A 23312-nucleotide genomic window follows, 5' to 3' on the forward strand; every position below is an offset into this window, starting at 1 on the left:
AACGGACAGGGACGTCGGGTTAGCCGTCCGAGCCTCGTTCCTCGATGCTTGAAATCTGCCACATCCCGGGACTCGACGCCCGAGATGTCGACTCGGCGCGGCGCAGGTCGTTCAGTCCTCCAGCGGGCGCAGCTCGTCGGCGTAGGAGACCGAGACGCGGCGCATCACGCCGTCGTCGCTGATCGCGTACTGCCCCATCCGCCACAGTGGCGGCGAGTAGGCGTGGATCGAGACCGCGCCGTCGACCGCACCGCTCATCCGGTGGATGTGGTCGGGCCCGAAGCCGAAGCTGCGACCCGCGCCGACCTCCCGTTGCACGGGGTCGCCGCCGAACCTCGGCTGCTGCTCGAAGACCGATCCATGGGTCACCGCGACCGCGCCCGAGGAGATGTCGTGGTCGTGCCAGCCGGTGTCGTCGACGGTGTTCCAGCACAGCAGCCAGACGTCGATGTCCTTGTCCCGGTAGAGCGAGGCGTAATGGCGACCGCCGGTGTCGTGGCGCACCAGGTGCTCCCATCTCTCGGGGTGCGCGGCGAGCTCGTCGACCCAGGCGCGCAGCTCGCCGGGAGTGAGCGTACGTCCCGGCAGGTCGGGCAGTTCCGCGGCGCCCAGAACGGTGTCGACGGTCGGTTCGGTGATGGTCATCGGGTTCCTCCGGTGAGCAGGTGGTGCGGGTTGGCGACGAGGATCGCCCGGCTGAGGGCCTCGCCCAAGCCGGGATCGGTCGGCTCGGCGTAGGGCCGGTCCGAGCCGTTCACCAGCGGGTCCACGCCGACCACGCGCGACATCGCGTCGATCGCCTGGGTGCGGTAGGACGAGGTCTCGTAGTAGACGTGCCGGTCGATCGCGCCGAGGCTCCCGCCGCGCTGGGCGAGGCGCTCGTGATGGAGCGGCGCGAGCCCGGCCAGTGCCACAAAGGCGATCCGCAGAGTCGGCAGCAGCGACCGCCCCGCGACGTGCCAGGAGTGCCATGCGGCACTCTGCTGGGCGACGTACGAGGTGAGGGCGGGCCACCAGTTGGGTTGGTCTGTCGCTGGGTCCGCCGCGGGGCCTGGGTGGACGAGGACGGGCAGGTCGACCTGCTGGGCCACGGCCAGGATGGGAGCCAGGGCCTCGAGCGCGATCGGGGTCGCCAGCGCAGTCGCCGGGACCTGGAGGCCGTGGACGCGGTCGTGCGCGAGGACCTTCTCGAGTCCGTCGAGGTCCGGTTCGACCAGCGCCGGTGCGGCCCACAGCCCGTAGTCGGCGGGCAGGTCGTCGGCGAAGCCGTGCCAGGCGTCGAGCAGCCCGTGTGCCTCGGCCGGGGCGAGCGACTCGATCCCCAACGGGCTGGAGAGCGACAGCAGGACGAGCCCGTCCTCCTGCCCTGCGCGGCGGGGGAGGTCATGATCTCCCGGATCGACGGAGTAGGGCGGCTCACCGTCGAGGTGGAGCACCCAGCCGTCGAGGTACGGAGGCTGCCGCCGGCGGCGCAGCTCCTCGACCAGTGCGGGCGGCCACAGGTGCTGGTGGACGTCGACCTGGCGCTTCATGCGCTAAGTCAATAGGTTTAGTCGTGATTAAGCAAGCCTACCCGCCGATGAGGCACCATGGCGGGATGACCGACACGAACACCCAGATCCTGCTCCGCGCTCGCCCGGTCGGTGAGCCGACCGCCGAGGACTTCTCGATCGTCACCTCCGAGGTGCCGGCGCCCGCGGAGGGCGAGGTGCTGCTGCGTACGAAATTCCTCTCGCTCGACCCCTACATGCGCGGGCGGATGAGCGATACGCCGTCGTACGCCGCTCCGACCGCCCTGGGCGACGTGCTGCCCGGCGCCACGGTCGCCGAGGTGGTGGAGTCGCGCGATCCGTCGCGGCAGGTGGGCGACGTGGTGCTGGCGTACGGAGGCTGGCAGGCGTTCTCCGTCGCGCCGGCCAACCACACCCGCCGCCTCGATCCGTCCGTCGCACCGGTCTCCACCGCGCTGGGCGTGCTGGGGATGCCAGGGTTCACGGCGTATGCGGGGCTGACCCAGATCGGGCAGCCGAAGCCCGGCGAGACCGTCGTCGTGGCGGCCGCGACCGGTCCTGTCGGCGCCACGGTCGGACAGATCGCGAAGATCCTCGGCTGCCGCGCCGTCGGCATCGCCGGCGGGCCGGAGAAGGTCGCGCATCTGACCGAGCTCGGCTTCGACGCGGCCCTCGACCACCGCGCACCCGACTTCAAGGAGCAGCTGAAGGCGGCGGTCCCCGACGGGATCGACGTCTACTTCGAGAACGTCGGCGGTCACGTGTGGAACGCGGTGCTGCCGCGGCTCAACAAGTTCGCCCGGGTGCCGGTCTGCGGGATCGTCGCCCACTACAACGACACCGCCGCGCCCGAGGGGCCCGACCGGGCGCCCGGGCTGATGCGGCACGTGCTCAACAAGTCCCTGCTGATCAGGGGTTTCATCCAAGACGAGTTCGTCCGCGATCACCAGCGCGCTTTCCTCACCGAGGCGACCGGCTGGCTGGCCGAGGGCAAGCTGCGCTATCGCGAGGACGTCACCGAAGGCCTCGAGAACGCGCCCGCCGCGTTCAACCGGATGCTCCGGGGTCAGAACTTCGGCAAGACGGTGATCAAGGTCAGCTGACCCGGGTCATTCGACGGGCGCGGCCTCCACGATGGGATCGGGAAGGTTGTCGAAGGCCGGGTCCTCGGATTCGAAGAGGCTGCGCAGGTGCTCTTCGATCGCGGTCGCCTCGGGCATCGCCGTCTGGGGCTCGAACGTCGCGATGCAGCTGGCGATCACGGCGTCGTAGGTGACCTTGTCGTCCACCTCGAAGGTCTCTCCGTAGACCGCGATCGTCGCCAGCTTGCAGGGCTCCGCGAGCGTCGTCGCCGTCGCGTCATCGGTGGGCGTCGGGGTCGGGGTGGGCGTCGGGGTGGGAGTCGGCGTGGGGGTCGGCGTCGCCGTCCCGTCCCCGTCGCCCGACGTGTTGTCGTCCGGGTCGGTGCCCGTCTGGGTGTCGTCGGGCTCCGCAGGCTTGGTCGGCGTAGGGGACGGTGTCGGTGCAGGCGCCGGGGGCTTCGAGGCGGCCTTGGGAGCGGACTTGGTCTCCGATTTCGGTGCCGGCGCAACAGTGTTCGAGGTGCGCGGGAGGGCGGAGGCCGTGGGCCTCATCGAGGAGGTGGACCCACCGTCCACGCTCGGTGAGCCCGGGAACTCCCCGTTGCGGTACTGGCCGGCGATCTTCAGCACTGCCTCGACGTACGTGTCGCTCTGGTTGTAGCGGTAGACCGCGGGCTGGGCGCCGGAGTCGGTGCTGACGTCCTCGGTGCCGGCGCACAGGTAGGCCGCGGTGGCAACGGCAGCATCGTCGACGTCCTGCGGGTCGCGGCGGTTGTCGCCGTCACCATCGGTGCCCATGACCGTCCAGGTGGAGGGGATGAACTGCATCGGGCCGACAGCGTGGTCGTACTCCGTGTCGTGGTCGTAGAGGCCGTTGTCGGTGTCGCGGATCGCCGCGAAGTTGCCGGCGCCGTTGAGCTGCGGGCCGATGATCGCGGGGAGGGCGAGGCCGTTGGAATTGAGCTCGCTGCCGCCGAAGCGTCCGTGGTTGCTCTCGACCATGCCGATCGCGGCGACCAGCGCCCAGTCGATGCGGCAGGAGGCGTCGGCGTCGTTGAGCACGGTGGCCGAGCGCTGGTAGGCAGCCAGGGCGACCGCCGGGATCGACAGTTCCTCGGCGTTGGAGGCCAGCTTCACTGCGTCGGTCGGGGTCAGGTTCTTCACGCCACCCAGGCCGTTGGAGATGCCGAGGGGGTCCTGGAGAGCGCCCGGATCGGGAAGCTCAGGCTGCTGATGACCGGTATCGAGGCGCGCCTCGTTCGGGGCCAGGACCGCGAAGGCAGCGGTCAGCGCGACGGCGGCAACGGCCCGAGGCCCGATGCTGGTCAGCGCCGCTGTACTGATGCTTCTGGCCCAGAATTTTCGGGGTGCTTTGGTCATGCCGATCTCACCTCTTCCACGCGTGGGGTACGTGTCCGTCCCTTGAGCCTACCCAGGTATTCCCGATCGGCGCCCTGCAATTAGAAATCCACCCACCTTGGGGAAGAACGGCAACGGTCGGGCCACCTGACGTTGGGCTGGTGTTCCCCAGTACGCCGCCTGGCCTCACCTTCCGCCTGTCACCGTGGACGACATGACTGAACGGACTCGTCTGTGGATGGTTCCGCTGGTCGCGGCCGCGGGTTGGAGCGTCGGTTTCCTTCCGCAGCTCGTCCAGCCGCAGCCGCTCCTGCTCGCCCCGATGGTCGCCGAGCTGGTCTCGTTCACATTGCTCGCCGCCGCGCTCGGTGGGCTCGCCGCGGGGCTGCGCCCGGACCGCCGGCTGCTCAGTGCGGTGCTTGCCGGCGCCGGTGTCGTCGCCGCGGCCCTCCTCGGGCTGATGTTCGCTGCCGGGCCGGCCGCGACCAACTCGTCGATGCTGACCCATCTGATCGCCATCGCCGCGATCACGACGGTCGCCGGTGTCGCCGCCGGTCTCGCCGCGAGCCTCGGGCCGTGTGTGCTGCGGGCGCCGATGCTGGCCGCGCCGGCCGTCTGCGTACCTCTCTGGCTCGACGGGATGCTCCCCGGCGAGCTGCCGTCGTCGGTCATCGACGCGCTGCTGGCGGCTGCCCTGGTGACCGTGCTCGTGACGTCCGTACGCCGCGCCGTCGACGTCGTCGCCTGGGTGCCCGCCTGGATCCTGGGCTGGGCGATGCAGACGCTGCTGACGGTGCTGGTGGCCATCGGCGTACTCATCCAGGAGGGCCGTTCGGTCGACGCCGGGCTGCTCTCCTCACACCTGGTCTACTTCCACGAGCGCTGGAACGAACCCGCGGTGCACTACCCCGCCGGATGGGCGCTCGCCGGCGTCCTGGCACTGGCGTTGGTGGCGTGGAGGCTGCGTGACACCCTTCGGGTGTGAAACGCTCCCTCATCACCGGAGGCACCCGCGGGATCGGTGCCGCTGTCGCTCGTCGACTGGCCGCTGACGGCCACTCTCTCGTGCTCGGATATCTGTCCGACGAAGCTGCTGCTGTCGCGACGCGCGACGAGATCAGGGCGCTCGGGGTCTCCTGCGAGATCGTGGCCGCCGACATCACCACCGACGCCGGGATCGCCGCCCTCTTCGAGGCTGCCGGCCCGGTCACCGGCGTGGTCAACAACGCCGGCGCGACCTACCGCTACGCGCCCCTCGTCGACACTCCGACCGACGAGATCCGGAGGACGTACGACGTCAACCTGGTCGGCCCCACGCTGGTCGCCCGCGCGGCGGTGTCGGCGCTCGCCGAGGGTGGGGTGATCGTCAACATCTCCTCCGGCGCCGCCACGCTGGGATCACCGGGGGAGTACGTCCACTACGCCGCCGCGAAGGCCGGGATCGACGCGCTCACCAAGGGCCTCGGGCTCGAGGTCGCCTCGCTCGGCATCCGGGTCGTCGCGGTCGCCCCTGGGCTCACCGAGACCGACATGCACGCCAACACCGGCGACCCCGGCCGGATCGCCCGGATGGCACCCCAGATCCCGATCGGCCGTGCGGGCTCACCCGACGAGGTCGCCGAGGCAGTCGCCTGGCTGATGAGCGAGAAGGCCGGGTACGTCACCGCCACGACGCTGCGGGTGACCGGCGGGCGGTGATCTCCCCTGTTCGATGTCACAACCGGGCGACGTACCTCGTCTCGGTGGCATGAACATCATCTTGTGGATCGTGACGATCTTTCTGGCTGCCGGGTTCCTGGCCGGCGGACTGGCGATGCTGCTGCTGTCGAAGGAGAGGTTCCGCAACGCCTTCGAGGGGTGGCACTACGCCGACGACTTCCCCGGCGGTTTCCTCAAGGTCATCGGTGTGATGAAGGTGCTGGCCGCGGCCGGACTGATCCTTCCGGTCGTGACCGGGGTCGCCACCTGGCTGGTGCCGTACGCCGCTCTCGGGCTGGTGCTGCTCATGACCGGCGCGACGACCACCCGCATCATCCGCAAGGAGTGGGGCTCCGCCGCCGGTGACCTGGTCTTCTGGTCGCTGGCGGCCTTCGTGGCGTTCGGTCGGTTCGTGGTCGTGCCGTTCTAGGACCGCGGCGTACGCAGGCGAGGTAACGATTTCGGCGTCGTGTCGTGCCCCCACGCGGTTGTCCGATGGACAACAATCTCCTCATGAGGCCCCAGGTCGTCGCGCATCGCGGCGCCAGTCATGAGATCGCGGAGCACACCCTCGCTGCGTACGTCGCAGCCCTGGATGCGGGCGCGGACGCCTTGGAGTGCGACGTACGTCTGACCATGGACGGACATCTCGTCTGCGTCCACGACCGCCATCTGCGCCGCATCGGCGCGCGAGGGCTGGTCTCGGAGATGACCCTCGCCGAGCTGCAGGCGATCGACTTCGCAGCCTGGAAGAACGGGTTCTGGGAGGGGGAGGACGAGGCGCCGGACCGGGACATGCGCGGCGTGCTCACGCTGCACCGGCTGCTGCGGGTCGTACGGGACTACGGCCGGCACGTCGAGATGGCGATCGAGACCAAGCACCCGACGCGCTACGGCGGGCTGACCGAGGGGCGTCTGGTCGACGTGCTCAACGACTTCGGTTGGGCCGGTCCGGGCAGCCCGGTGCGGGTGATGAGCTTCTCGTTCACGGCGCTGCAGCGGGTGGAGCGGCTGGCGCCGGGCGTACCTCTGGTCCAGCTCGTCGACCGCGCCGCCAACTGGTCGCTCCTGCGGCACACGATCGGCCCGGACTGGTGGCTCGGGGCCAGCATCGAGATGCTCACCGCCCACCCGAAGCTCGGGCGGCGGCTGGCGTCGAAGGGCCGCAACCTCCACGTCTACACCGTCAACACCGAGGAGCAGCTCAAGCTCTGTCTCGACCTCGGGGTCAACGCGGTCATCACCGACCGGCCGGGGTTCATGCTGGAGCTGCTCGGCCGCTGAGGCGCACGTGTAACACGCTGTTCGTAGGTCTATCCGGTCGTTCTGATAGGGCGAGTAGTCCTACGAACGACGTGTTACATGGTGCGCGGGCCCGGCAGGTTAGGGTTTGGCCGTGGCCAAGAAGTCCCGAGTCAAGAACCGTCAGGCGGCTGCGGCCCCGACGGACGGTCCCAACCCGCGCGCGGCCTGCCCGTGCGGGTCCGGCAAGCGCTACAAGGCGTGTCACGGTGCCGCCGGCGGCGCGTTCGTGGGGCGCCCGTTCGAGGGCCTGCCCGGCGAGTGCGACCTGGTCGCGCTGCGTGAGCTCGTGCCCTCGGCGACGGTGTCGCTCACGGTGAAGGGCTTCGAGTCGACCCCCGTCACGCTGGGCACCCTGCTGCCCGGCGCCGCGCCGGCGATGTCGCGCGACTCGGGCGAGGTCTGGGCCGGGCTGCAGGTGCAGCACAACTACGGCGACGTGTCGCGTGACGTGGCCGCCGCGCTGCTCCAGGCGCTGGAGAGCCGCGCCGCCGGTGAGTCCGGCATCTTCGGTCTGACCACCGCGCCCGGTCCCGGGCCGCGGCTGCAGGACCTGGTGACCGACTCGACCCTGGACGTCACCGTCCACGAGGGCTTCGACTGGTGGCTCGCCGACGTCGAGGACAAGGGCGACTTCGAGCACGCGCTCGAGCACGCCAACGAGTCGGTGCTGCCGACGCTGCGACTGGCGTCGGTCGAGGCGGCGTACTGGACCTCGGTCGGCTCCAAGGAGCACCTGCGCTGGGTGATGCCCGAGCCCGAGGACGCCCTGCTGACCGCGCTCGCACGCCTGCACGTGACCGGCGAGGACGTGATCGTCCCCGACGCTCGTTTCGTCGGCATGTTCCGTGCCCACGGTCTGCTCGCCCCCGTCTGGGACCTGCCGGTCGGCACCGGCGCCGAGGCGCTCGAGGAGCCGGCGGTGGCGTTCAAGAAGCTGCTCGACGAGGCCCTCGCCGACGACTCCGAGATCACCCCCGAGGTGCGCTCGGCTCGCGCCGGGCTCGCCAACCGACAGGTCACCATCCGCTGACCCCGCTGGTCGAGCCGGATTCGTTCGTAACTCACGAATCCGGCTCGACCAGCAGTGGTTCGACCAGCGGCTACTGCTCGACCGGCAACCAGAGCTCGCACGAGGCGTACGTCTCGGTGAGCTCGAGGTAGCGCAGGACGGACGGCCCGGGGCGGAGCCGCCACGGGTTCGACGGGAACCAGTCGGTGGCGGTCGCCGCCCAGAGCCGCTGCAGCGTCTCCGGGTGCGGGCCGCTGGAGGTGAAGACCGCCCAGGAGCCGGCCGGCACGGTGATGCTGCCGAGCCCGTCCGGCACGGCGGCCGACGGCGTGACCGCGACCCCGTGCAGGTAGGTGATCATCGTCCCCTCCTGCGCATCGGGCGACGGGGAGTCGGTGACGGCGAGGATGCCGCGCGGGTCGGTGTCGTTGAGCTCCTTGAGCCGAACGTGCTCCTCGGGCGCGATCGAGGCGATGTGTGCCTGGATGTGCGGGTTCACGCCCTCGTAGATCAGCGGGACCTTGGTGGCGTGGCCGACCAGCCGGAGCTCGGCCATGTCGTTGATGGTGACGTCCATCTGGGTGCTCCCTTCGACGCTCAGGCGGAACCTGAGCGTGGGTTGTGTGCGTAGCGGACCACCGGATCGGCGTACGTCGGCGGGTGCCGAACCGTGCACGGCACGGAACGCGCGCCCGAACGCCTCGGTCGAGCCGTAGCCGTAGCGCACCGCGACCTCCAGGAGGTCAGGGGCGCCGGCCACCAGGTCGGCAGCTGCCAGGGTCATCCGGCGGCGGCGTACGTATTCGGACAGGGGCATCCCGGCCAGCGCCGAGAACATCCGGCGCAGGTGGTATTCGGTGGTGCCGTGGTCGCGGGCGACCCGGGCCACGTCCACCTCGCCGGTGAGCCCGTTGCCGAGCTCTGCCTCGACCAGGTCGACCAGGGTGTTGAGCGTGCCGATCATGTGGTCCTCCTTTCGCCATCAAGCCTCGCCTGGGAGCAACCCCTGGCGCCCGACTTTCCTGGCCCGGTTCAGTCGGACCGCGAACGCAGCCGGAACGCCTGCAGGCGGGAGTAGCCCTTCACGCTCGTACGCCGCATCTTCTCGACCTGGAAGCCGTCGACATCCTCGAGTGCGGCGGCGGCGTTCTCGTCGATGACCACCGACGAGGGCCGGGCGACGGTCGTGAGGCGGGCGGCGATGTTGACCGTCGGGCCGAAGACGTCGCCGAGCCGGAGCACCACGTCGCCGTAGGATATCCCGGCTCTGACGTGCGGAAACGCGCTGTCGCGATCTTCTCCGAGGGCGGCCAGGTCCAGGGCGGTCCGGGCCGCGGCGGCGACGTCCTCGAAGGTGAAGAACACCCCGTCGCCGAGATACTTGATCACCCGTCCGCCGTGCTCGACGACGATGTCGGAGCAGGTGTCCTCGAACTCCTCGACCCAGTCGACCAGCTCCTTGTCGCTGAGCCGTTTGGAGCGGGAGGTGTAGCCGACGATGTCGAGGAAGCCGACCGCCAGCGGCACCGCGGAGGCGTCCGCGACGGTGAGCATCCGCCGCGCCGCGCTGACCAGATGGCGGCGCCAGACATAGTCCTGCAGCGACTCGACCAGCGGCAGCACCTGCCCCGTCAGGGCGACCAGGTCCTCGACCTCGTCGCCACCCCGCTCCCGGGCGACCTCGGCCAGCAGCGACGTCTGCCACTCGGCCAGGCGCGCGTAGGACCGTCCCCAGGTCCGCACGAGCGCCGCCTGGCGGTCCTCGCTGAGCACCCCGAGGCGTACGAGCTCCTGCGTCATCCGCAACGCCTCGACATCTGCGTCGGTGAAGGCGATCTCGTCCTCGCCCGCATGCGGGAAGCCGAGGTGGTGCCAGAGGTCCTCGGTGACCTCCATGGGTACGCCGGCAGCGTCCGCCACCTCGGCGCGGGTCAGCGTGGGCGTCTGGCCGAGGACGAAGGACTCGACCACGGCGAGCGCCTCGGCCAGCTCGATGTCTGCCTCACGGCTACGGCCTTGGCCGAGGCCCTCGTCAGCCTGCTCCTCGAGCGTCAGGAGTCGAACCTCTCCTTGGCGACCTTCTCCAGCGCCCGTGCGAACGTCGGCATCTCGACGGACAGCTGCTGCAGCTTGTCGGCGCTGAGGTGGATCAGGTCGAGCGGGGTGAGGGCGACGATGGAGGCCGTGCGCAGCGATCCCCGCATGATCGCCGCCTCGCCGATGATGTCACCGGGACCGCACTGGGCGATCTCCTCCTTGTCCCGGCGGACCGAGACGGTGCCGTCGAGGATGATGTAGGCCTTGTCCGGCGGGGTGTCCTCCCAGATCGGCGACCAGCCCTCGGGCAGGTGCACGCGGGTGCCGGTGGCGCTGATGTGCGCGATCTCCTTGGGCGTGAACATGGAGAAGAACGACTCGGTCACGAGGGTTTCCTTCGGGGTCGGCTGTGGGGTGCTGCCGCGATGTGACGGCAGTTACAGAGATCAACGATGTTCGTCTACAGGGGTTACCCGCGGGTGTAGTTGCCTATGCGGGCAGCGGGTCGCGGGCGATCGGACAGCTCATGCATCGGGGGCCGCCGCGGCCGGAGCCCAGCTCGGAGCCGGCGATCGCGATGACCTCGATACCGGCAGCCTCCAGGGCTCCATTGGTCTGGGTGTTGCGCTCGTACGCCACGACCACGCCCGGCGCCAGGGCCAGGGTGTTGTTGCCGTCGTCCCACTGCTCGCGCTCGGCGGCGACCGGGTCGAGCCCGGTGTCGATGTGGTGGAGCTTGTCGATCCCCATCGCCTCGGCCGCGACCTCGAGGAACGGGCGCGGGGCCGCGATGTTCAGCTGGCCGTCGCCGCCCGCGGGGGTCACGGCGTACGCCACCAGCGAGTCGACCGCGTTCGGGTAGATCACCATCTTGTCGGTGTTCACCAGCGTCGCGATGGTGTCCAGGTGCATCGTCGCGCGCTCCTGCGCGATCGGCACCGCGAGCACGGTGTGGGCGAGCTCCTCGGCGAAGACCTGGCGGGCGAGCCGCTCGGCACCGGCGGGGGTGGTGCGCTCGCCGACCCCGACCGCGACGACACCCGGCGCCAGGAGGAGTACGTCCCCACCCTCGACGTGCTCCAGGTGGGCGCCGTGCAGCCGCGGGCTGGCTTCGAAGCGCGGGTGGAACTGGTAGATCAGCTCGGTGAGCGCGGTCTCGCGCTTGCGAGCCGGCATCGCCAGCGAGGTGACCGTGGCCCGGTCGCGGATCCACACCGACGAGTCACGGGTGAAGAGCAGGTTGGGGAGCGGGTCGATCAGGAAATCGTCGTGGGCGAGGAGGCTGGTGACCAGGCCGTGGCCGCCGCGTACCTCGTCGTTGCGGACGCCGGCGGTCAGGTGGTCGGTCAGCTCGGCCGGTCCGGCGTCAGCGAGGGCACCGCTCAGGTAGTCGCGCAGGGTGTCGCCGAGGGTGAGCGAGCCCAGCACGTTCTCGAGCGCCAGCTTCCGCGCCTCGGGCACCTCGAGGGTCTCGGTGAGCAGGTCGGTCAGGTAGAGCACCTCGACGTCGCGATCCCGCAGCGCGGCCGCGAAGGCGTCGTGCTCGTCCTGCGCCCGCTTGACCCACGGGATGCCGTCGAAGAGCAGTTTGTCGTTGTTGCGCGGCGTCAGCCGGGTGAGCTCCCGGCCGGGCCTGTGGAGCATTACCGTACGCAGTCGTCCGACCTCGCTGTCGGCGCCAAGTCTCACCATGGCGCAGAGCCTAGATGAAGCCGCTCAGGCGAACACCTCGACCAACGTCAGGATGCCCAGGACGAGGCAGACGACGGCGCCGACGTAGTGCAGGACGTGCAGCTTGATGAACCGGAGCAGCGTACGTCCCAGCAGCACCGCGAGCCCCGACACCGCCAGCAACGCGGCCCAGGAGCCGATGAAGACCGAGACCGGGTCGTGGTAGCGAGCCACCAGCGAGACGCTCAGCAGCTGGGAGAGGTCTCCCCACTCGGCCGCGAAGAGGACCATGAAGCTGGCCAGGACCTGGCGGAAGCCGCGTACGTCCTTGGCCTTCTCGGCGAACTCGCTGCCGTCGTCCTCGGAGGCGGTGCCGTGGTGACGGCGCCCCTCGATGAACAGGAACACCGCGCCGCCGAGGAAGAGCAGGGCGGCGACGATGTGGATCAGGTCGGTCGGGAGGAGCGTCGCCACCCCGCCGATAGCCACCGCGATGAGCGTCTGGACCGCGAACGCCGCGCCGACACCGAGCCACACGAAGATCGGCCGGTACTTCGTCGACAGCACCAGCGTCGCCAGGAATGTCTTGTCCGGGAGCTCGACGACGAAGATCGCGGCGAAGGCCAGCGCGACCACGGTGATGTCCATCAGGGTTTCCGTTCCAGTTCTTTACGTCCGGCTCATATCGTCGCACCGACCACCCTGCCGAGACGTCACGGTGGTGCCTAGTCGGCCGACGGGCGTGACGTCTCGGCCGACGGGGCTGACGTCTCGGCTGTAGCTGCCTTGGCATCGGCGAGTACGTCGATCGCCGGGCGATCGAGCGCGGCGGCGGCGCGCGCGACGTCGTCCCACTCGGGCTGCAGGTTGACGACCTCGCCGTCGAGACGAGCGGCCTTGACCGCGATCGGGTGTCCCCCGACGCTCACGGTCAGCATCTCGCGAGGCAGGGCGTGCTTGACGACCTCGTGCTCGCGTACGCCGATCGTCGAGGTCTCCCTGAAGAACACCCGCCGGACCGCCTCGGCTGCATCGGGACGGGTGAGGGCGTGGAGCGTGTAGGCCGGTCGGCCCTTCTTCATCAGGATCGGCGTGACCCAGGCGTCGTTGGCGCCGGCCGCCAGAAGCGCGTCGAGGGCGCCCGGGATGAGTCGGGGCTCGAGATCGTCGATGTTCGCCTCGATGACGAGCTCGGTCGGCGCAGTTTCCCGCCATGGCGGGAAACTGCCTGCTCCGGCCGCGGGATCCGCCCGCATTTCCCCGCCATGGCGGGATTCTGCCCCCGGCCGCACCGCAGAATCACCGATCAGCAGGCGCAGGGTGTTCGACCAGCCCTCCGGGTCCCGGCTGCCCGCGCCGACGCCGATCGCTCGGGCCGTCATCGCTGGCTGGTCGCCCCAGGAGGTGGCGAGAGCGGCGAGGAGGGCGGCGCCCGTCGGCGTGCACAGCTCCATCTCGGGATGGCCCGGAGGCCCCGCGAAGGAAGGTACGCCGGTGAGCAGCCGCGCCACGGCAGGCGGCGGCACCGGGAGGCTGCCGTGGGCGGACCGGATCGAGCCCGACCCGACCGCGACGGGCGAGACCACGACCTCGTCGGCGCCCAGATGCACGAAGCCGGCGCAGACCCCGACCACGTCGGCGATCGCGTCCAGCGCCCCGACCTCGTGGAAGTGGACCTCCTCGGGAGAGATCCCGTGGACGGCCCCCTCGGCCTCGGCCAGCCGCTCGAAGACCCGCAACGCCAGGTCACGCACGCCGTCGAGAGCGGCGCCGGTCAGCAGCGCACGGACATCGGTCCAGGTGCGGTGATGGACCGAGTCGGCGATCTCGACGTGACACCGGGTCGCGGCCAGCGCGCCACGGGTCACGGGCGACGCAGCGAGATCCACCGGCTCGGGGGCGACCGCATCCACGGCCGAGGCGATCACCGAGAGTGGCACGCCGGCGCCGAGGAGCGCGCCGAGCAGCATGTCCCCCGAGGCTCCGGAGGACGCGTCGACCCAGACGACGCTCACCGAGCCCGCCGCGCGATCCGGGCTGCCGCGACCCCGGCGCCGTAGCCGTTGTCGATGTTGACCACGGTCACGCCGGGAGCACACGAGTTGAGCATCGCCAGCAGCGCGGCCAGCCCGCCGAAGGAGGCGCCGTAGCCGACGGACGTCGGCACCCCGATCATCGGCACGCCCACCAGCCCGCCGACCACGGAGGGCAAGGCACCTTCCATCCCCGCGACGACGATCAGGCAGTCGGCGTCGTCGAGCCGGTCGCGTACGGCCATCAGGCGGTGGATCCCGGCGACACCGACGTCGGTGATCCGCTCGACCCCGGCCCCATGGACCCGACAGGCGAGCGCGGCCTCGGCCGCGACCGGTCCGTCGGACGTCCCGGCGGCGACGACGCACACCCGGCCGTGCGGGGTCGGCAGCGGCCCGAGCGTGACCGCGCGGGCCTCGGCATCGTGGACCGCCGTCGGCAGCTCGGCCGCGACCCGGGCGGCCGCCTCGGCGGAGACCCGGGTGGCCAGGACGGCGCGCGAGGGATGCGCCTCGTGCAGTCGGCGAAGGATCGCGACGACCTGGTCGGGGGTCTTGCCGTCGGCGTACACGACCTCGGGGTCACCGGTGCGGCGCTCCCGGTCGAGGTCGACGCGGGCGAACCCGAGGTCGGCGGTCGGCTCGTCGTCCGGCATCGCTCAGAACCGCGCCGGGTCGGCGGGGTAGACCCCCAGCAGCTTCACGTCGGTGGTGAAGAAGGCCAGCTCCTCCAGGGCCCGCTTCAGCCCCGGCTGGTCCGGGTGACCGTCGACCTCGGCGAGGAACTGGGTGGCGGTGAACTTCCCATCCACCATGTAGGACTCCAGCTTGGTCATGTTGACGCCGTTGGTCGCGAAGCCGCCGAGCGCCTTGTAGAGGGCGGCCGGGAGGTTGCGTACGTTGAAGATGAACGAGGTCACCACCGGACCCGCGTCGGCGGGAGCCTGGATGAAGTCGGGCGAGAGCACCACGAAGCGGGTGGTGTTGTGGTCGGCGTCCTCGATGTCGGTGGCGAGCACGTCCAGCCCGTAGATCGAGGCGGCCAGCGGCGGAGAGATCGCGGCCATCGTCGGGTCACCGGCCTCGATCACCTCACGCGCGGCACCGGCGGTGTCACCGGAGACGACCGGCGTGAAGCCGTGCTGCCGGATGATGTTGCGGCACTGGCCCAGGGCGTGGACGTGGGAGTGGACCGTACGGATGTCGTCCAGGTGGGCGCCCGGAAGGCCGAGCAGGTGGAACCGGATCCGCAGGTAGTGCTCGGCGATGATGTGCAGGTTGGACTCGGGGAGGAAGTGGTGGATGTCGGCCACCCGCCCGGCCAGGGAGTTGTCGATCGGGATCATCGCCAGCGACGCCTCACCCGCCTCGACGGTCGCAAAGACGTCCTCGAACGAGGCGCACGGCACCGACTCCAGCTCGGGGTAGTGCCGCTGGCACACCATGTGTGAGTTGGACCCTGGTTCGCCCTGATAGGCGATGCGATGTGGCTCGGACACAGCGACAGTCTAGATTCGCCCGATGTGCTCGCTCTTGCAATTCTCAGTCTGCTGACAGCAATCGCCGCCCTGGCCCTCGCCGGAGCGTCCTGGCAGAAGACGAAGGACGTACGTCGCCCCGACCCTGCCGACGTCGAGTCGCTCCCGACCGACGTCGCCGGTCTGCGCGCCGAGGTCGCGGCCCTGCGCGCCGAGTCGGCGATGAACCTGCGCCACCTCGCGGTCGTGCGCTTCGACGCCTTCGGAGACGCCGGCGGCCACCTGAGCTGGTGCCTTGCGCTGCTCGACGACAACGGCGACGGGGTCCTGCTCACCTCGATCCACGGCCGCACCGAGGCGAGGTCGTACGCGAAGAGCATCAGTGGCTGGAAGTCGTCCCAGCTGATGTCGCCCGAGGAGACCGAGGCCGTCCAGCAGGCCAAACCCAAGAGCTGATCCGGGCTGATCCGGGCTGATCCGGGCTGATCCGGGCCCGAAAACGACACCGGCACGCTCGGGCGTGGCGGGGGAACCGTTCCGAGCGTGCCGGTTTTCAAACCCGGGCTGCGGGTGGGACGGCCCGGGAGTCGACCACTGGTCGCGGGGGATTTCCGACCAGTGTGTGGGTCTTGCCACGTCATCGGCCGGAGTCAGGCTTGAGCCCGGTCGAAGACGACGACTCGGCTCACGCCGAGTCGTGTCAGACACCTTATGAACATTTACTTGTCAACAAGACATCTGTGTCGGCGAGTCGGCTCGGTTTTGCCACGAGAATCGAGGCCAAACGTGCTGAAAACACGCAGAAAGAGGGACTTTAGGCCCGGATTGCCGGGACGTTCGGCCCCGCCGCGTGTCGTTTGGATTCGGGACCGAATCGGGACTGGCTGTCAGCGTGGCACGCGGACGAGCAGGCGCCCGGGGAGGCACTGCATGCGGAGCTCGCGACCCTCGGAGATCGTGTCGCCGTCGAGCTGCCGCGGCTGGTCGTGGTTGGTCCGGATCACGACGCTGGCACCGGTCATCCGGTTGACCAGATTGTCGGTGCGCGGGCGCTTGCTCAGCACCCGGACCGCGAGCGGGAGCCAGGACCAGAATCGCTGCGGGTAGAGCAGCACCACGTCGATGAGGCCGTCGTCGAGCGCGGCCGCCGGCAGCAGCGGCATGTTGGCCTGGAGGTAGCCGACGTTGCCGACCACGACCGTGCGCGCCCGGTGCCTGGTGAATTCGCCGTCGTCGACGGAGATCTCCAGCCGCATCGCCGGGAACATCAGGCTCTTGAAGGCGGAGAGGACGTACGCCATCCAGCCGATCCGCTTCTTGATGTCCTCGTTGACGCCGCTCATGATCGCGGCGTCGAAGCCCATCCCGGCCATGACCAGGAAGTTGGTGTCCTCGAGGTTGTCGCCCGAGACCTCGACCAGGTCGATCGCCTGGTCCTGTCCGGTGAGCGCGACGTCGATCGCGGCGCGGATGTAGAGCGGGATCGACAGGTTCCGGGCCAGCAGGTTGCCGGTGCCTCCGGGGACGATCCCCACCGCGATGCCGGTGCCGGCCAGGGCGGAGCAGACCTCGCGCACGGTGCCGTCGCCGCCACAGACGAGGACCAGGTCGGCGCCCTCCTCCTGGGCCGCCAGCGCCATCCCCTTGCCCGGGTCGTCGACCGTGGTCAGGTGCCAGGTCGGCGTCTTCCAGCCGGATTCCTTGGCCATCGTGTTGACCATCGTCTTGAAATGCTCGACCGACTCGACCTTGATCGGGTTCAGGACGACCGCGATCTTCCGGTTGCCGCGCACCGAGTCGACCAGCGGCCGCCGCCCCAGCGCGTGCGAGGTGGGCAGCGGCGTGTAGAGCGCCATGCCGAGGAAGACGGCGCCGGCGGCGAAGAGGAGCCCACCGAGCACGTCGGAGGGGTAGTGGCGTCCGAGGAAGACCCGGTCGGCGGCGACGAGCACGACCAGCAGGATGAGGCCGGTGTAGGCCAGGCGGCGGATGCCGCGGCGGCGTACGAACATCGTCACGACCACCGCGATCACGCCCGCCAGCACCGCGATCCCGGTCGTATGGCCGGACGGGTACGAAGGTGACTCGTGGAACCACGACGCCAGCTGCCACGCGGGCCGGTCGCGGTCGACGAGCAGCACCACCGCGCGGCGTAGGACCAGCGTGACCACGACGACGCCGAACACGTAGACCGCGGCGCGCGGGTATTTGCGGAACAGCCCCGCGGCGACCAGGAGCGCGACCCCGACCGCCAAGTACCAGTCCGTTCCCACCTCGACGATGTGCCAGAAGTCGAGCATCCAGCCGTTCTCCGCGGTCACCGCCGTCGCGTCCCGGCCGAGCTCGTCGATCGCCGAGACGGGCGGCCACCCGTTGATCCCCGCGATCCCGATCAGGACGCACAGAGCGAACAGCGAAGCCGCCCAGAGCAGCAGGGCACGGCGCGAAAGGTCAAGCACGGTGAGTCAGTATGCGCGATACGTCTTCCACACAGTGAATGAACGGGCTGGACAAAAGCCGAGGCAGCGGCTGGAGGAAAGCGCTATCGTGCGCTTTCCGCGCATGATTCGGGTCGGCGCCGGCACCCCTCGGTCCCTCGTCGTTGTGAGGTCTCTCATGCGCTCTCGCGCCTCCTCGTACGCCCTCATCGGGCTCCTCTCCGTCCCCGCCGTCGCCCTCGGCGTCGGCGGCCTCCTCGCCGGCTCCGCCGCCGCGGCAGAAGGTGAGTGCGGCGGCAAGCCCGTCACCGTCGACCTGAGCGTCGAGGGTCAGGCACCCACTGAGGGCGACGACGTGATCTTCGTCCCGGCGGCTGTCTCCGTCGATGCCTTGGGCGGAAACGACACGATCTGTGTTCTGGGCGAGGGCACTGCGGACATCGTCGGAGGACTGGGCGACGACACGATCCATGTCCGCTATGGCAACCGTGTCAACGCGGGCGCCGGCAACGACACGATGAGCGGCGACTTCTACACGCTCGACGCAGGTCCTGGAAATGACACGATCCACGCTGGCAAACAACCAGGGCCCGCCTTCCTCGCGGCCAAGGGAGGTGACGGCGACGACACTTTCCATGCGGGATCCACGCGAAGCGCCTTCAACGGGCAGAACGGTGTCGACACGTTCTTCGGAGGTCCTGCCGCCGACTACGCGGCCGGCGGTGCCGGAGATGACCGGCTCCATGGTGCCGAGGGAGGCGATTCCCTCCAGGGCGACGGCGGTGCGGACCTCGTCGAGGGCGGTGTCGGTGACGACGACCTGAGGGGCGGGGCGGACGCCGACACTCTGCTCGGAGGCGCCGGTGCGGACTACGTCACGGTGAAGGACGTGGACGCCGCTGGAGATGTCATCGACGCTGGTTCTGCTGACACCGCGGTGGACGAGCTCGACCTACGCCCTGACATCGACTTCACGTCGTCGGTGACCGGCGTCGAACTCGATATGGCGTCCGGCGCGACCAACTGGGGTGCGAGCATGGTCGGGTTCGAATCGGTGGTCGGCACCAAGCACGCCGACGCGATCATCGGCACCGACAGTGTCGACACGATCGATGGCGACGGCGGTGACGACGCCATCGACGGTGGCCTCGGTGACGACACCATCCAAGGCAACCTCGGCAACGACACCATCCGTGGTGGAGGCGGAGCCGACACCATCAAGGGCTACGACGGCAGTGACACGATCGGCGGTGGAGATGGAGACGACACCATCAACGACGGCCGAGGTGACGATGTGGTCCACGGAGATTCCGGTCACGACGTCATAGACGCCTACACCGGGCACGGCGGAGAAATCGAGGACAACCACCTCCACGGCGACGACGGGGACGACACGATCGTGGGCGCGTACTACGGCAACCAGCACGTTTTCGGGGGCGAGGGTGATGACGATCTGAGCGGCGGCGGGGCGTCAAGGGCGACCGTCGTAGGAGGTCCAGGCAACGACACGCTCGCGCTGGGTCGGGGAGGGTCCGAGGCGTACGGCGATGACGGAAACGACACCCTTCGTGCCTTGGAAGGTGGAACGCTCCACGGCGGGGACGGTAACGACGTGATGCACGGCAAGGCGAGTGGCTTCGTGGCGTACGGAGGGGCCGGAGACGACGCCATGTACGGCAGCGATGATTACAACACCATGGACGGTGGCGCCGGGAACGATCGGGTCGAGGGTGGTGACGGCACCTTCGGAGACGAGTTGGCCGGTGGCTCCGGCAACGACACGATCGTGGCTGGAGCGGGCCCCGACACCATCATCGGCGGGGACGGCGACGACCGGATTGACGCGGGCAGTGGTGACGACCGGGTCAACCCCGGTCGCCACAACGACACCGTTGTCGGCGGAGCGGGGTCCGACGCGTTGTCCTATGCGGGGTCCGGAGGCGTCACGATTTCACTGGCGACCACCAGCTCTCAGAACACCGTTGGCTCTGGGACGGAGCGAGTCAGCCAGGTCGAGAATCTCAGCGGCTCCTCCTACGCTGATCGGCTCATCGGTAGCGCAGGCGCAAATGTGATCTCTGGTGGTGCGGGTGCGGACACGCTTGTTCCTGGTCTCGGGGACGACATCGCCGATGGTGGCTCCGGGTCGGACACGGTGACATATGGGAACGTCGATCGGGGCGTGCGCGTCACGCTGATGACATGGTCGCGTCAGGACACGGGCGCCGGCCGAGACGCAATCCGTGCTGTCGAGAACGTGACCGGCACCTCATATGCGGACCGACTCGTCGGCAGCGAGGGGCGCAACACCCTCGTCGGCGGATCCGGGAACGACATCATCCGACCGGGCTACGGTGACGACACCGTCGACGCCGGCAGCGGGGTCGACACCGTCAGCTACGAAGACATCGATCGTGGTGTGGGGGTCAACGTGTCCTTGGCGGCGACCTCTCGGCAGCGCACCAACGCCGGCTACGACAAGATCACCTCCTTCGAGAACGTCATCGGAACCACGCGCGCCGACGTCCTCAGGGGGAACGGGTCGGCCAACAAGCTCTTCGGCGACGCCGGTGGTGACAAGCTCTACGGCAGCGGCGGCGCCGACAAGCTCTACGGCGGCACCGGGACCGACTACGGCGACGGCGGATACGGGCGCGACAGCGCCTATTCGGTGGAGCGGCGCGTACGCATTCCGTAGCCCCAGAGGTACGGGAGAGGTACGGGTTCGGGCGGCGTCATCCGTTGGCGACTCTGCCCCTTTCGAGTTCCGAGAACATGAATCGAGAGGGATCCATACAGTGAAGACATCGGTGCGGTTGCGCATGGGCGGCCTGCTCGCGGCAGCAGCTGTGGCAACGGGCGGACTGGTCGCCGTGGACGCGGGCACGGCGCCTGCGGAGGCCGCGGTCAGCTGCACGATCAGCAGCCCGAAGACCGTACGTCCCGGCAACACCGGCAGCTGCGTGACGCTGCTCCAGAAGGTGCTCGGCGGGCTCAGGCCGGATGGTTCGTACGGGGCTGCGACCAAGGCTCGGGTGACGAACTACCAGCGCGCGAAGGGGCTTGCGGACGACGGCATCGTCGGGCCGCGTACGTGGGCGAAGATCAAGGCGGGCATGTCCAGTGCCGGCACGGTCATCACCTCAGGGAGCAACGCAAACTGGTACGCCTGCCTCATCGTCCGTGGTGGCTCGTCGATCCGCTACACGGTCACCAACAAGCGCAGCACCTCGTGGAAGCAGGCCTACATCTACGCCAGCAGCGCGAGCGGGCTGATCCGAGGCACGATCGCGAGCAAGAGGTCCCGCTCGACCGCGTCGAACCCCTCGGGCTTCCCGAAGACGTACAACACGACGGCCACGTACGTCACCTACACGAAGGCCAACTACTACACGAACGATTCCTACGGCTACAACTTCACCGACGTGACGGTCTACCGCTCGTTCCTGCGCCCGTGCGGCAAGACCAGCCCGGTCTACTGGTGACCGGCCGATTACTGAAGTGAGATCTGGTGGTCCGGTCGACTAGCCTTGCCGCATGATCGACCCGCGCATCCTCCGCGAAGACCCCGACCGCGTACGTGCCTCGCAGGAGCGCCGTGGCGCGTCCTCCGACGTGGTGGACCGGGCGCTGTCCGCGGACAGCGCCCGGCGCGCGGCGATCGCCGACTTCGAGGCCAAGCGGGCCGAGCAGAAGCAGATGGGCAAGAAGGTCGCCCAGGCCAAGGGCGACGAGAAGCAGCAGCTGCTCGCCGAGGTCAAGGACCTCGCGGCCGCCGTCAAGGCGGCCGAGGCGGCGCAGGGCGTCGCCGAGGAGGAGTGGAAGAAGGCTCTCAAGGCCATCCCCAACCTCGCCGACGACGCCCCGGCCGGCGGTGAGGACGACTTCGTCCTGATCGAGAAGGTCGGCAAGCCGCGCGACTTCGAGGCCGAGGGCTTCGAGCCGCGCGACCACGTCGAGCTCGGCAAGCTGCTCGGCGCGATCGACCTCGAGCGAGGCGCGAAGGTCTCGGGCAGCCGCTTCTACTTCCTGACCGGGGTCGGCGCGGAGCTCGAGTTCGCGCTGATCAACCTGGCGATGGAGCAGGCCCGTGAGGCCGGTTTCACCCAGGTCATCGCGCCTGCGCTGGTGCGCCCGGAGGCGATGGAGGGCACCGGCTTCCTCGACCAGGTCGACGACGGCGTCTACAAGATCGAGGACGACGACCTCTACCTCGTCGGCACCTCGGAGGTGCCGATGGCGGCCTACCACTCCGACGAGATCCTCGACCCCGACACGCTGCCGCGGCGCTACGCCGCCTTCTCGTCGTGCTTCCGCAAGGAGGCCGGCTCGGCTGGCAAGGACACCAAGGGCATCATCCGGGTCCACCAGTTCGAGAAGGTGGAGATGTTCGTCTACACCACCGTCGAGGAGTCGTACGCCGAGCACCAGCGTCTCCTCGAGTGGGAGAAGGCGTTCCTGGACAAGCTCGAGCTCGCCTACCAGGTCATCGACGTCGCCGCGGGCGACCTCGGTCCGAGCGCGCTGCGGAAGTTCGACTGCGAGGCGTGGATCCCCACCCAGGGGAAGTACCGCGAGCTCACCTCGGCGTCCAACTGCACCACCTTCCAGGCCCGTCGCCTCGACATCCGGGCGCGGACGGAGAATGGGACCACCCCGGTCGCCACGCTCAACGGCACGCTGACCGCGATCACCCGCGCCATCGTCGCCGTCCTGGAGACCCACCAGCAGGCCGACGGCTCGGTGCGGGTGCCGAAGGCGCTGCAGAAGTGGCTCGGCCGTGAGGTTCTGGAGCCGATCCAGAAGTGAGCACGACCGAGAGCACCACCGCCCGGCCCGGTGAGGCCGCTTGGCAGCCGAAGCTCGTCGCGCTCGACATCGACGGCACCCTGCTGCGCTGGATCGAAGGCACGGGTACGACCTCCGAGGCACTCTCGGACAAGGTGCGCGACGCGGTCCGCCGGGCCTACGACTCCGGCGCCCACGTGGTGCTCTCCTCCGGTCGCTCGGCCCACTCCATGACCGGGATCGCCGACCTGCTCGGACTCCCGGACGAGGGCGCGGAGCGGTTGTGGATCGTCGCCTCCAACGGTGCGGTGGTGCTTCGCTACCCGCCGGTCGACGTGGTGCACGAGGAGACCTTCGACGCCAGCACGGCGGTGAAGAAGATCGTGGAGCGGCGGCCGAACGTGCTGGTCGCGGTGGAGAACCGCGGTCTGGGCTACCGGTTCAACAGACCGTTCCCCGAGGGCGAGCTCGACGGTGATCATCTGATCGCCCCGGTCGAGGAGATGGTCGCCGAGCCGGTCTCCCGAGTGATCATCCGCGACCCCGACGCCACCCCTGAGGACTTCCTCGAGCTCGGCCGCGAGCTCGGACTGCACGGCATCGACTACGTGGTCGGCTACACCGCCTGGCTCGACCTCACCCCGGTCGGCGTCTCCAAGGCGTCGGGCCTCTCCTACGTCTGCGACCAGCTCGACCTCGAGCCGGCCGACGTACTCGCCATCGGTGACGGCCGCAACGACGTCGAGATGCTCGAGTGGGCCGGCCGTGGGGTGGCCATGGGCAACGCCCCCGACGTCGTCCAGGCCGTGGCCGACGCGGTGACGGCCCACGTCGCCGACGACGGCGCGGCGCTGGAGCTCTCCCGCTGGTTCTGAGAGTGCTGTTCTGAGAGTCTTGGCGCTC

At 69.5% G+C, this 23312-nt stretch carries 23 protein-coding genes; 11 read left to right on the top strand and 12 right to left on the bottom strand.

Features of this window, described 5'->3' with window-relative positions; translation table 11 throughout:
- Positions 1–111: 111 nt before the first annotated feature.
- Together OG801_RS15695 and OG801_RS15700 are read right to left on the bottom strand one after the other, a co-directional pair.
- Positions 112–645, bottom strand: coding sequence for a cysteine dioxygenase (locus OG801_RS15695; RefSeq protein ID WP_406029633.1), 534 nt, complete (start codon positions 643–645; stop codon positions 112–114).
- Positions 642–1532, bottom strand: coding sequence for an amidohydrolase (locus OG801_RS15700; protein WP_406029634.1), 891 nt, complete (start codon positions 1530–1532; stop codon positions 642–644). The genes OG801_RS15695 and OG801_RS15700 overlap by 4 nt, the downstream gene beginning before the upstream one ends.
- A 65-nt stretch (positions 1533–1597) precedes the next feature.
- Between OG801_RS15700 and OG801_RS15705 the strand changes: the two genes are divergently transcribed.
- Positions 1598–2614, top strand: a complete 1017-nt coding sequence (locus OG801_RS15705; protein ID WP_406029635.1) for an NADP-dependent oxidoreductase — start codon at positions 1598–1600, stop codon at positions 2612–2614.
- A 6-nt stretch (positions 2615–2620) separates the two neighbouring features.
- Here OG801_RS15705 and OG801_RS15710 read toward each other — a convergent pair whose 3' ends face one another.
- Positions 2621–3973 carry a lytic murein transglycosylase gene (locus OG801_RS15710; protein WP_406029636.1) on the bottom strand — a complete coding sequence of 451 codons (1353 nt, stop codon included), beginning with the start codon at positions 3971–3973 and terminating at the stop codon, positions 2621–2623.
- Positions 3974–4166: 193 nt separating this feature from the next.
- Between OG801_RS15710 and OG801_RS15715 the strand changes: the two genes are divergently transcribed.
- The 5 genes from OG801_RS15715 (at position 4167) to OG801_RS15735 (ending at position 7985) form a co-directional block, all read left to right on the top strand.
- Positions 4167–4937 (top strand): hypothetical protein, encoded by a 771-nt coding sequence (locus OG801_RS15715; RefSeq protein WP_406029637.1) that lies wholly within the window; start codon positions 4167–4169, stop codon positions 4935–4937.
- Positions 4934–5650, top strand: a complete 717-nt coding sequence (locus OG801_RS15720; protein ID WP_406029638.1) for an SDR family NAD(P)-dependent oxidoreductase — start codon at positions 4934–4936, stop codon at positions 5648–5650. Before OG801_RS15715 ends, OG801_RS15720 begins: the two co-directional genes overlap by 4 nt.
- A gap of 49 nt (positions 5651–5699) precedes the next feature.
- Complete coding sequence (locus OG801_RS15725) at positions 5700–6080, top strand: DoxX family protein (protein ID WP_406029639.1); 381 nt, start codon at positions 5700–5702, stop codon at positions 6078–6080.
- A gap of 83 nt (positions 6081–6163) precedes the next feature.
- Entirely contained in the window at positions 6164–6934 is a 771-nt protein-coding gene (locus OG801_RS15730; RefSeq protein WP_355018710.1) for a glycerophosphodiester phosphodiesterase family protein, read from the top strand.
- 112 nt (positions 6935–7046) lie between these two features.
- Entirely contained in the window at positions 7047–7985 is a 939-nt protein-coding gene (locus OG801_RS15735) for a DUF5926 family protein (RefSeq protein ID WP_355018709.1), read from the top strand.
- Between the two features lie 70 nt (positions 7986–8055).
- On the opposite strand, the gene OG801_RS15740 is transcribed toward OG801_RS15735, so the two are convergent.
- The 8 genes from OG801_RS15740 to OG801_RS15775 all read right to left on the bottom strand — a co-directional run bounded on the left by OG801_RS15740 (position 8056) and on the right by OG801_RS15775 (position 15150).
- Positions 8056–8928, bottom strand: coding sequence for a GyrI-like domain-containing protein (locus tag OG801_RS15740; RefSeq protein ID WP_406029640.1), 873 nt, complete (start codon positions 8926–8928; stop codon positions 8056–8058).
- 68 nt (positions 8929–8996) lie between these two features.
- Positions 8997–9935: an adenylate/guanylate cyclase domain-containing protein gene (locus tag OG801_RS15745; RefSeq protein WP_355228991.1), complete on the bottom strand. Its 939-nt coding sequence runs from the start codon at positions 9933–9935 to the stop codon at positions 8997–8999.
- An 80-nt stretch (positions 9936–10015) separates the two neighbouring features.
- Entirely contained in the window at positions 10016–10387 is a 372-nt protein-coding gene (locus OG801_RS15750; protein WP_355018706.1) for a cyclic nucleotide-binding domain-containing protein, read from the bottom strand.
- 103 nt (positions 10388–10490) lie between these two features.
- Complete coding sequence (locus tag OG801_RS15755; RefSeq protein ID WP_406029641.1) at positions 10491–11693, bottom strand: arginine deiminase; 1203 nt, start codon at positions 11691–11693, stop codon at positions 10491–10493.
- Positions 11694–11717: 24 nt separating this feature from the next.
- Positions 11718–12320, bottom strand: coding sequence for a TMEM165/GDT1 family protein (locus OG801_RS15760; RefSeq protein WP_355018704.1), 603 nt, complete (start codon positions 12318–12320; stop codon positions 11718–11720).
- Positions 12321–12397: 77 nt separating this feature from the next.
- Entirely contained in the window at positions 12398–13687 is a 1290-nt protein-coding gene (gene larC, locus OG801_RS15765) for a nickel pincer cofactor biosynthesis protein LarC (RefSeq protein WP_406029642.1), read from the bottom strand.
- Positions 13684–14361: a nickel pincer cofactor biosynthesis protein LarB gene (larB, locus tag OG801_RS15770; RefSeq protein ID WP_406029643.1), complete on the bottom strand. Its 678-nt coding sequence runs from the start codon at positions 14359–14361 to the stop codon at positions 13684–13686. Before larB ends, larC begins: the two co-directional genes overlap by 4 nt.
- Before the next feature lie 3 nt (positions 14362–14364).
- Positions 14365–15150, bottom strand: a complete 786-nt coding sequence (locus tag OG801_RS15775) for a prephenate dehydratase (protein WP_406036280.1) — start codon at positions 15148–15150, stop codon at positions 14365–14367.
- 78 nt (positions 15151–15228) lie between these two features.
- On the opposite strand from OG801_RS15775, the gene OG801_RS15780 reads away from it, so the two are divergent.
- Positions 15229–15639 (top strand): DUF4446 family protein, encoded by a 411-nt coding sequence (locus OG801_RS15780; protein WP_406029644.1) that lies wholly within the window; start codon positions 15229–15231, stop codon positions 15637–15639.
- Between the two features lie 431 nt (positions 15640–16070).
- On the opposite strand, the gene OG801_RS15785 is transcribed toward OG801_RS15780, so the two are convergent.
- Entirely contained in the window at positions 16071–17642 is a 1572-nt protein-coding gene (locus tag OG801_RS15785) for a YegS/Rv2252/BmrU family lipid kinase (protein ID WP_406029645.1), read from the bottom strand.
- Between OG801_RS15785 and OG801_RS15790 the strand changes: the two genes are divergently transcribed.
- The 4 genes from OG801_RS15790 (at position 17557) to OG801_RS15805 (ending at position 23284) form a co-directional block, all read left to right on the top strand.
- Positions 17557–20319, top strand: a complete 2763-nt coding sequence (locus OG801_RS15790) for a calcium-binding protein (RefSeq protein WP_406029646.1) — start codon at positions 17557–17559, stop codon at positions 20317–20319. The two genes, OG801_RS15785 and OG801_RS15790, sit on opposite strands and share 86 nt — an antisense overlap.
- 100 nt (positions 20320–20419) lie before the next feature.
- Positions 20420–21106, top strand: a complete 687-nt coding sequence (locus OG801_RS15795) for a peptidoglycan-binding protein (protein ID WP_406029647.1) — start codon at positions 20420–20422, stop codon at positions 21104–21106.
- Positions 21107–21158: 52 nt separating this feature from the next.
- Positions 21159–22430 (top strand): serine--tRNA ligase, encoded by a 1272-nt coding sequence (gene serS, locus OG801_RS15800; protein ID WP_406029648.1) that lies wholly within the window; start codon positions 21159–21161, stop codon positions 22428–22430.
- A complete protein-coding gene (locus tag OG801_RS15805) occupies positions 22427–23284 on the top strand; it encodes an HAD family hydrolase (RefSeq protein WP_406029649.1) in 858 nt (285 codons plus the stop codon). The genes serS and OG801_RS15805 overlap by 4 nt, the downstream gene beginning before the upstream one ends.
- Positions 23285–23312 lie beyond the last annotated feature (28 nt).

Origin of the sequence: Nocardioides sp. NBC_00163 (assembly GCF_045206295.1) — a bacterium.
In the GTDB taxonomy this organism is placed as follows: domain Bacteria; phylum Actinomycetota; class Actinomycetes; order Propionibacteriales; family Nocardioidaceae; genus Nocardioides.

Excerpts from the sequence above, each read along its gene's own strand:
- OG801_RS15700 (WP_406029634.1), bottom strand. The coding sequence starts at position 1,532 with ATGAAGCGCCAGGTCGACGTCCACCAGCACCTGTGGCCGCCCGCACTG.
- larB (WP_406029643.1), bottom strand. The coding sequence starts at position 14,361 with ATGCCGGACGACGAGCCGACCGCCGACCTCGGGTTCGCCCGCGTCGAC.
- OG801_RS15710 (WP_406029636.1), bottom strand. The coding sequence starts at position 3,973 with ATGACCAAAGCACCCCGAAAATTCTGGGCCAGAAGCATCAGTACAGCG.
- OG801_RS15725 (WP_406029639.1), top strand. The coding sequence starts at position 5,700 with ATGAACATCATCTTGTGGATCGTGACGATCTTTCTGGCTGCCGGGTTC.
- OG801_RS15715 (WP_406029637.1), top strand. The coding sequence starts at position 4,167 with ATGACTGAACGGACTCGTCTGTGGATGGTTCCGCTGGTCGCGGCCGCG.
- OG801_RS15775 (WP_406036280.1), bottom strand. The coding sequence starts at position 15,150 with ATGGTGTGCCAGCGGCACTACCCCGAGCTGGAGTCGGTGCCGTGCGCC.
- serS (WP_406029648.1), top strand. The coding sequence starts at position 21,159 with ATGATCGACCCGCGCATCCTCCGCGAAGACCCCGACCGCGTACGTGCC.
- OG801_RS15740 (WP_406029640.1), bottom strand. The coding sequence starts at position 8,928 with ATGATCGGCACGCTCAACACCCTGGTCGACCTGGTCGAGGCAGAGCTC.
- OG801_RS15760 (WP_355018704.1), bottom strand. The coding sequence starts at position 12,320 with ATGGACATCACCGTGGTCGCGCTGGCCTTCGCCGCGATCTTCGTCGTC.
- OG801_RS15695 (WP_406029633.1), bottom strand. The coding sequence starts at position 645 with ATGACCATCACCGAACCGACCGTCGACACCGTTCTGGGCGCCGCGGAA.
- OG801_RS15730 (WP_355018710.1), top strand. The coding sequence starts at position 6,164 with ATGAGGCCCCAGGTCGTCGCGCATCGCGGCGCCAGTCATGAGATCGCG.
- OG801_RS15755 (WP_406029641.1), bottom strand. The coding sequence starts at position 11,693 with ATGGTGAGACTTGGCGCCGACAGCGAGGTCGGACGACTGCGTACGGTA.
- OG801_RS15705 (WP_406029635.1), top strand. The coding sequence starts at position 1,598 with ATGACCGACACGAACACCCAGATCCTGCTCCGCGCTCGCCCGGTCGGT.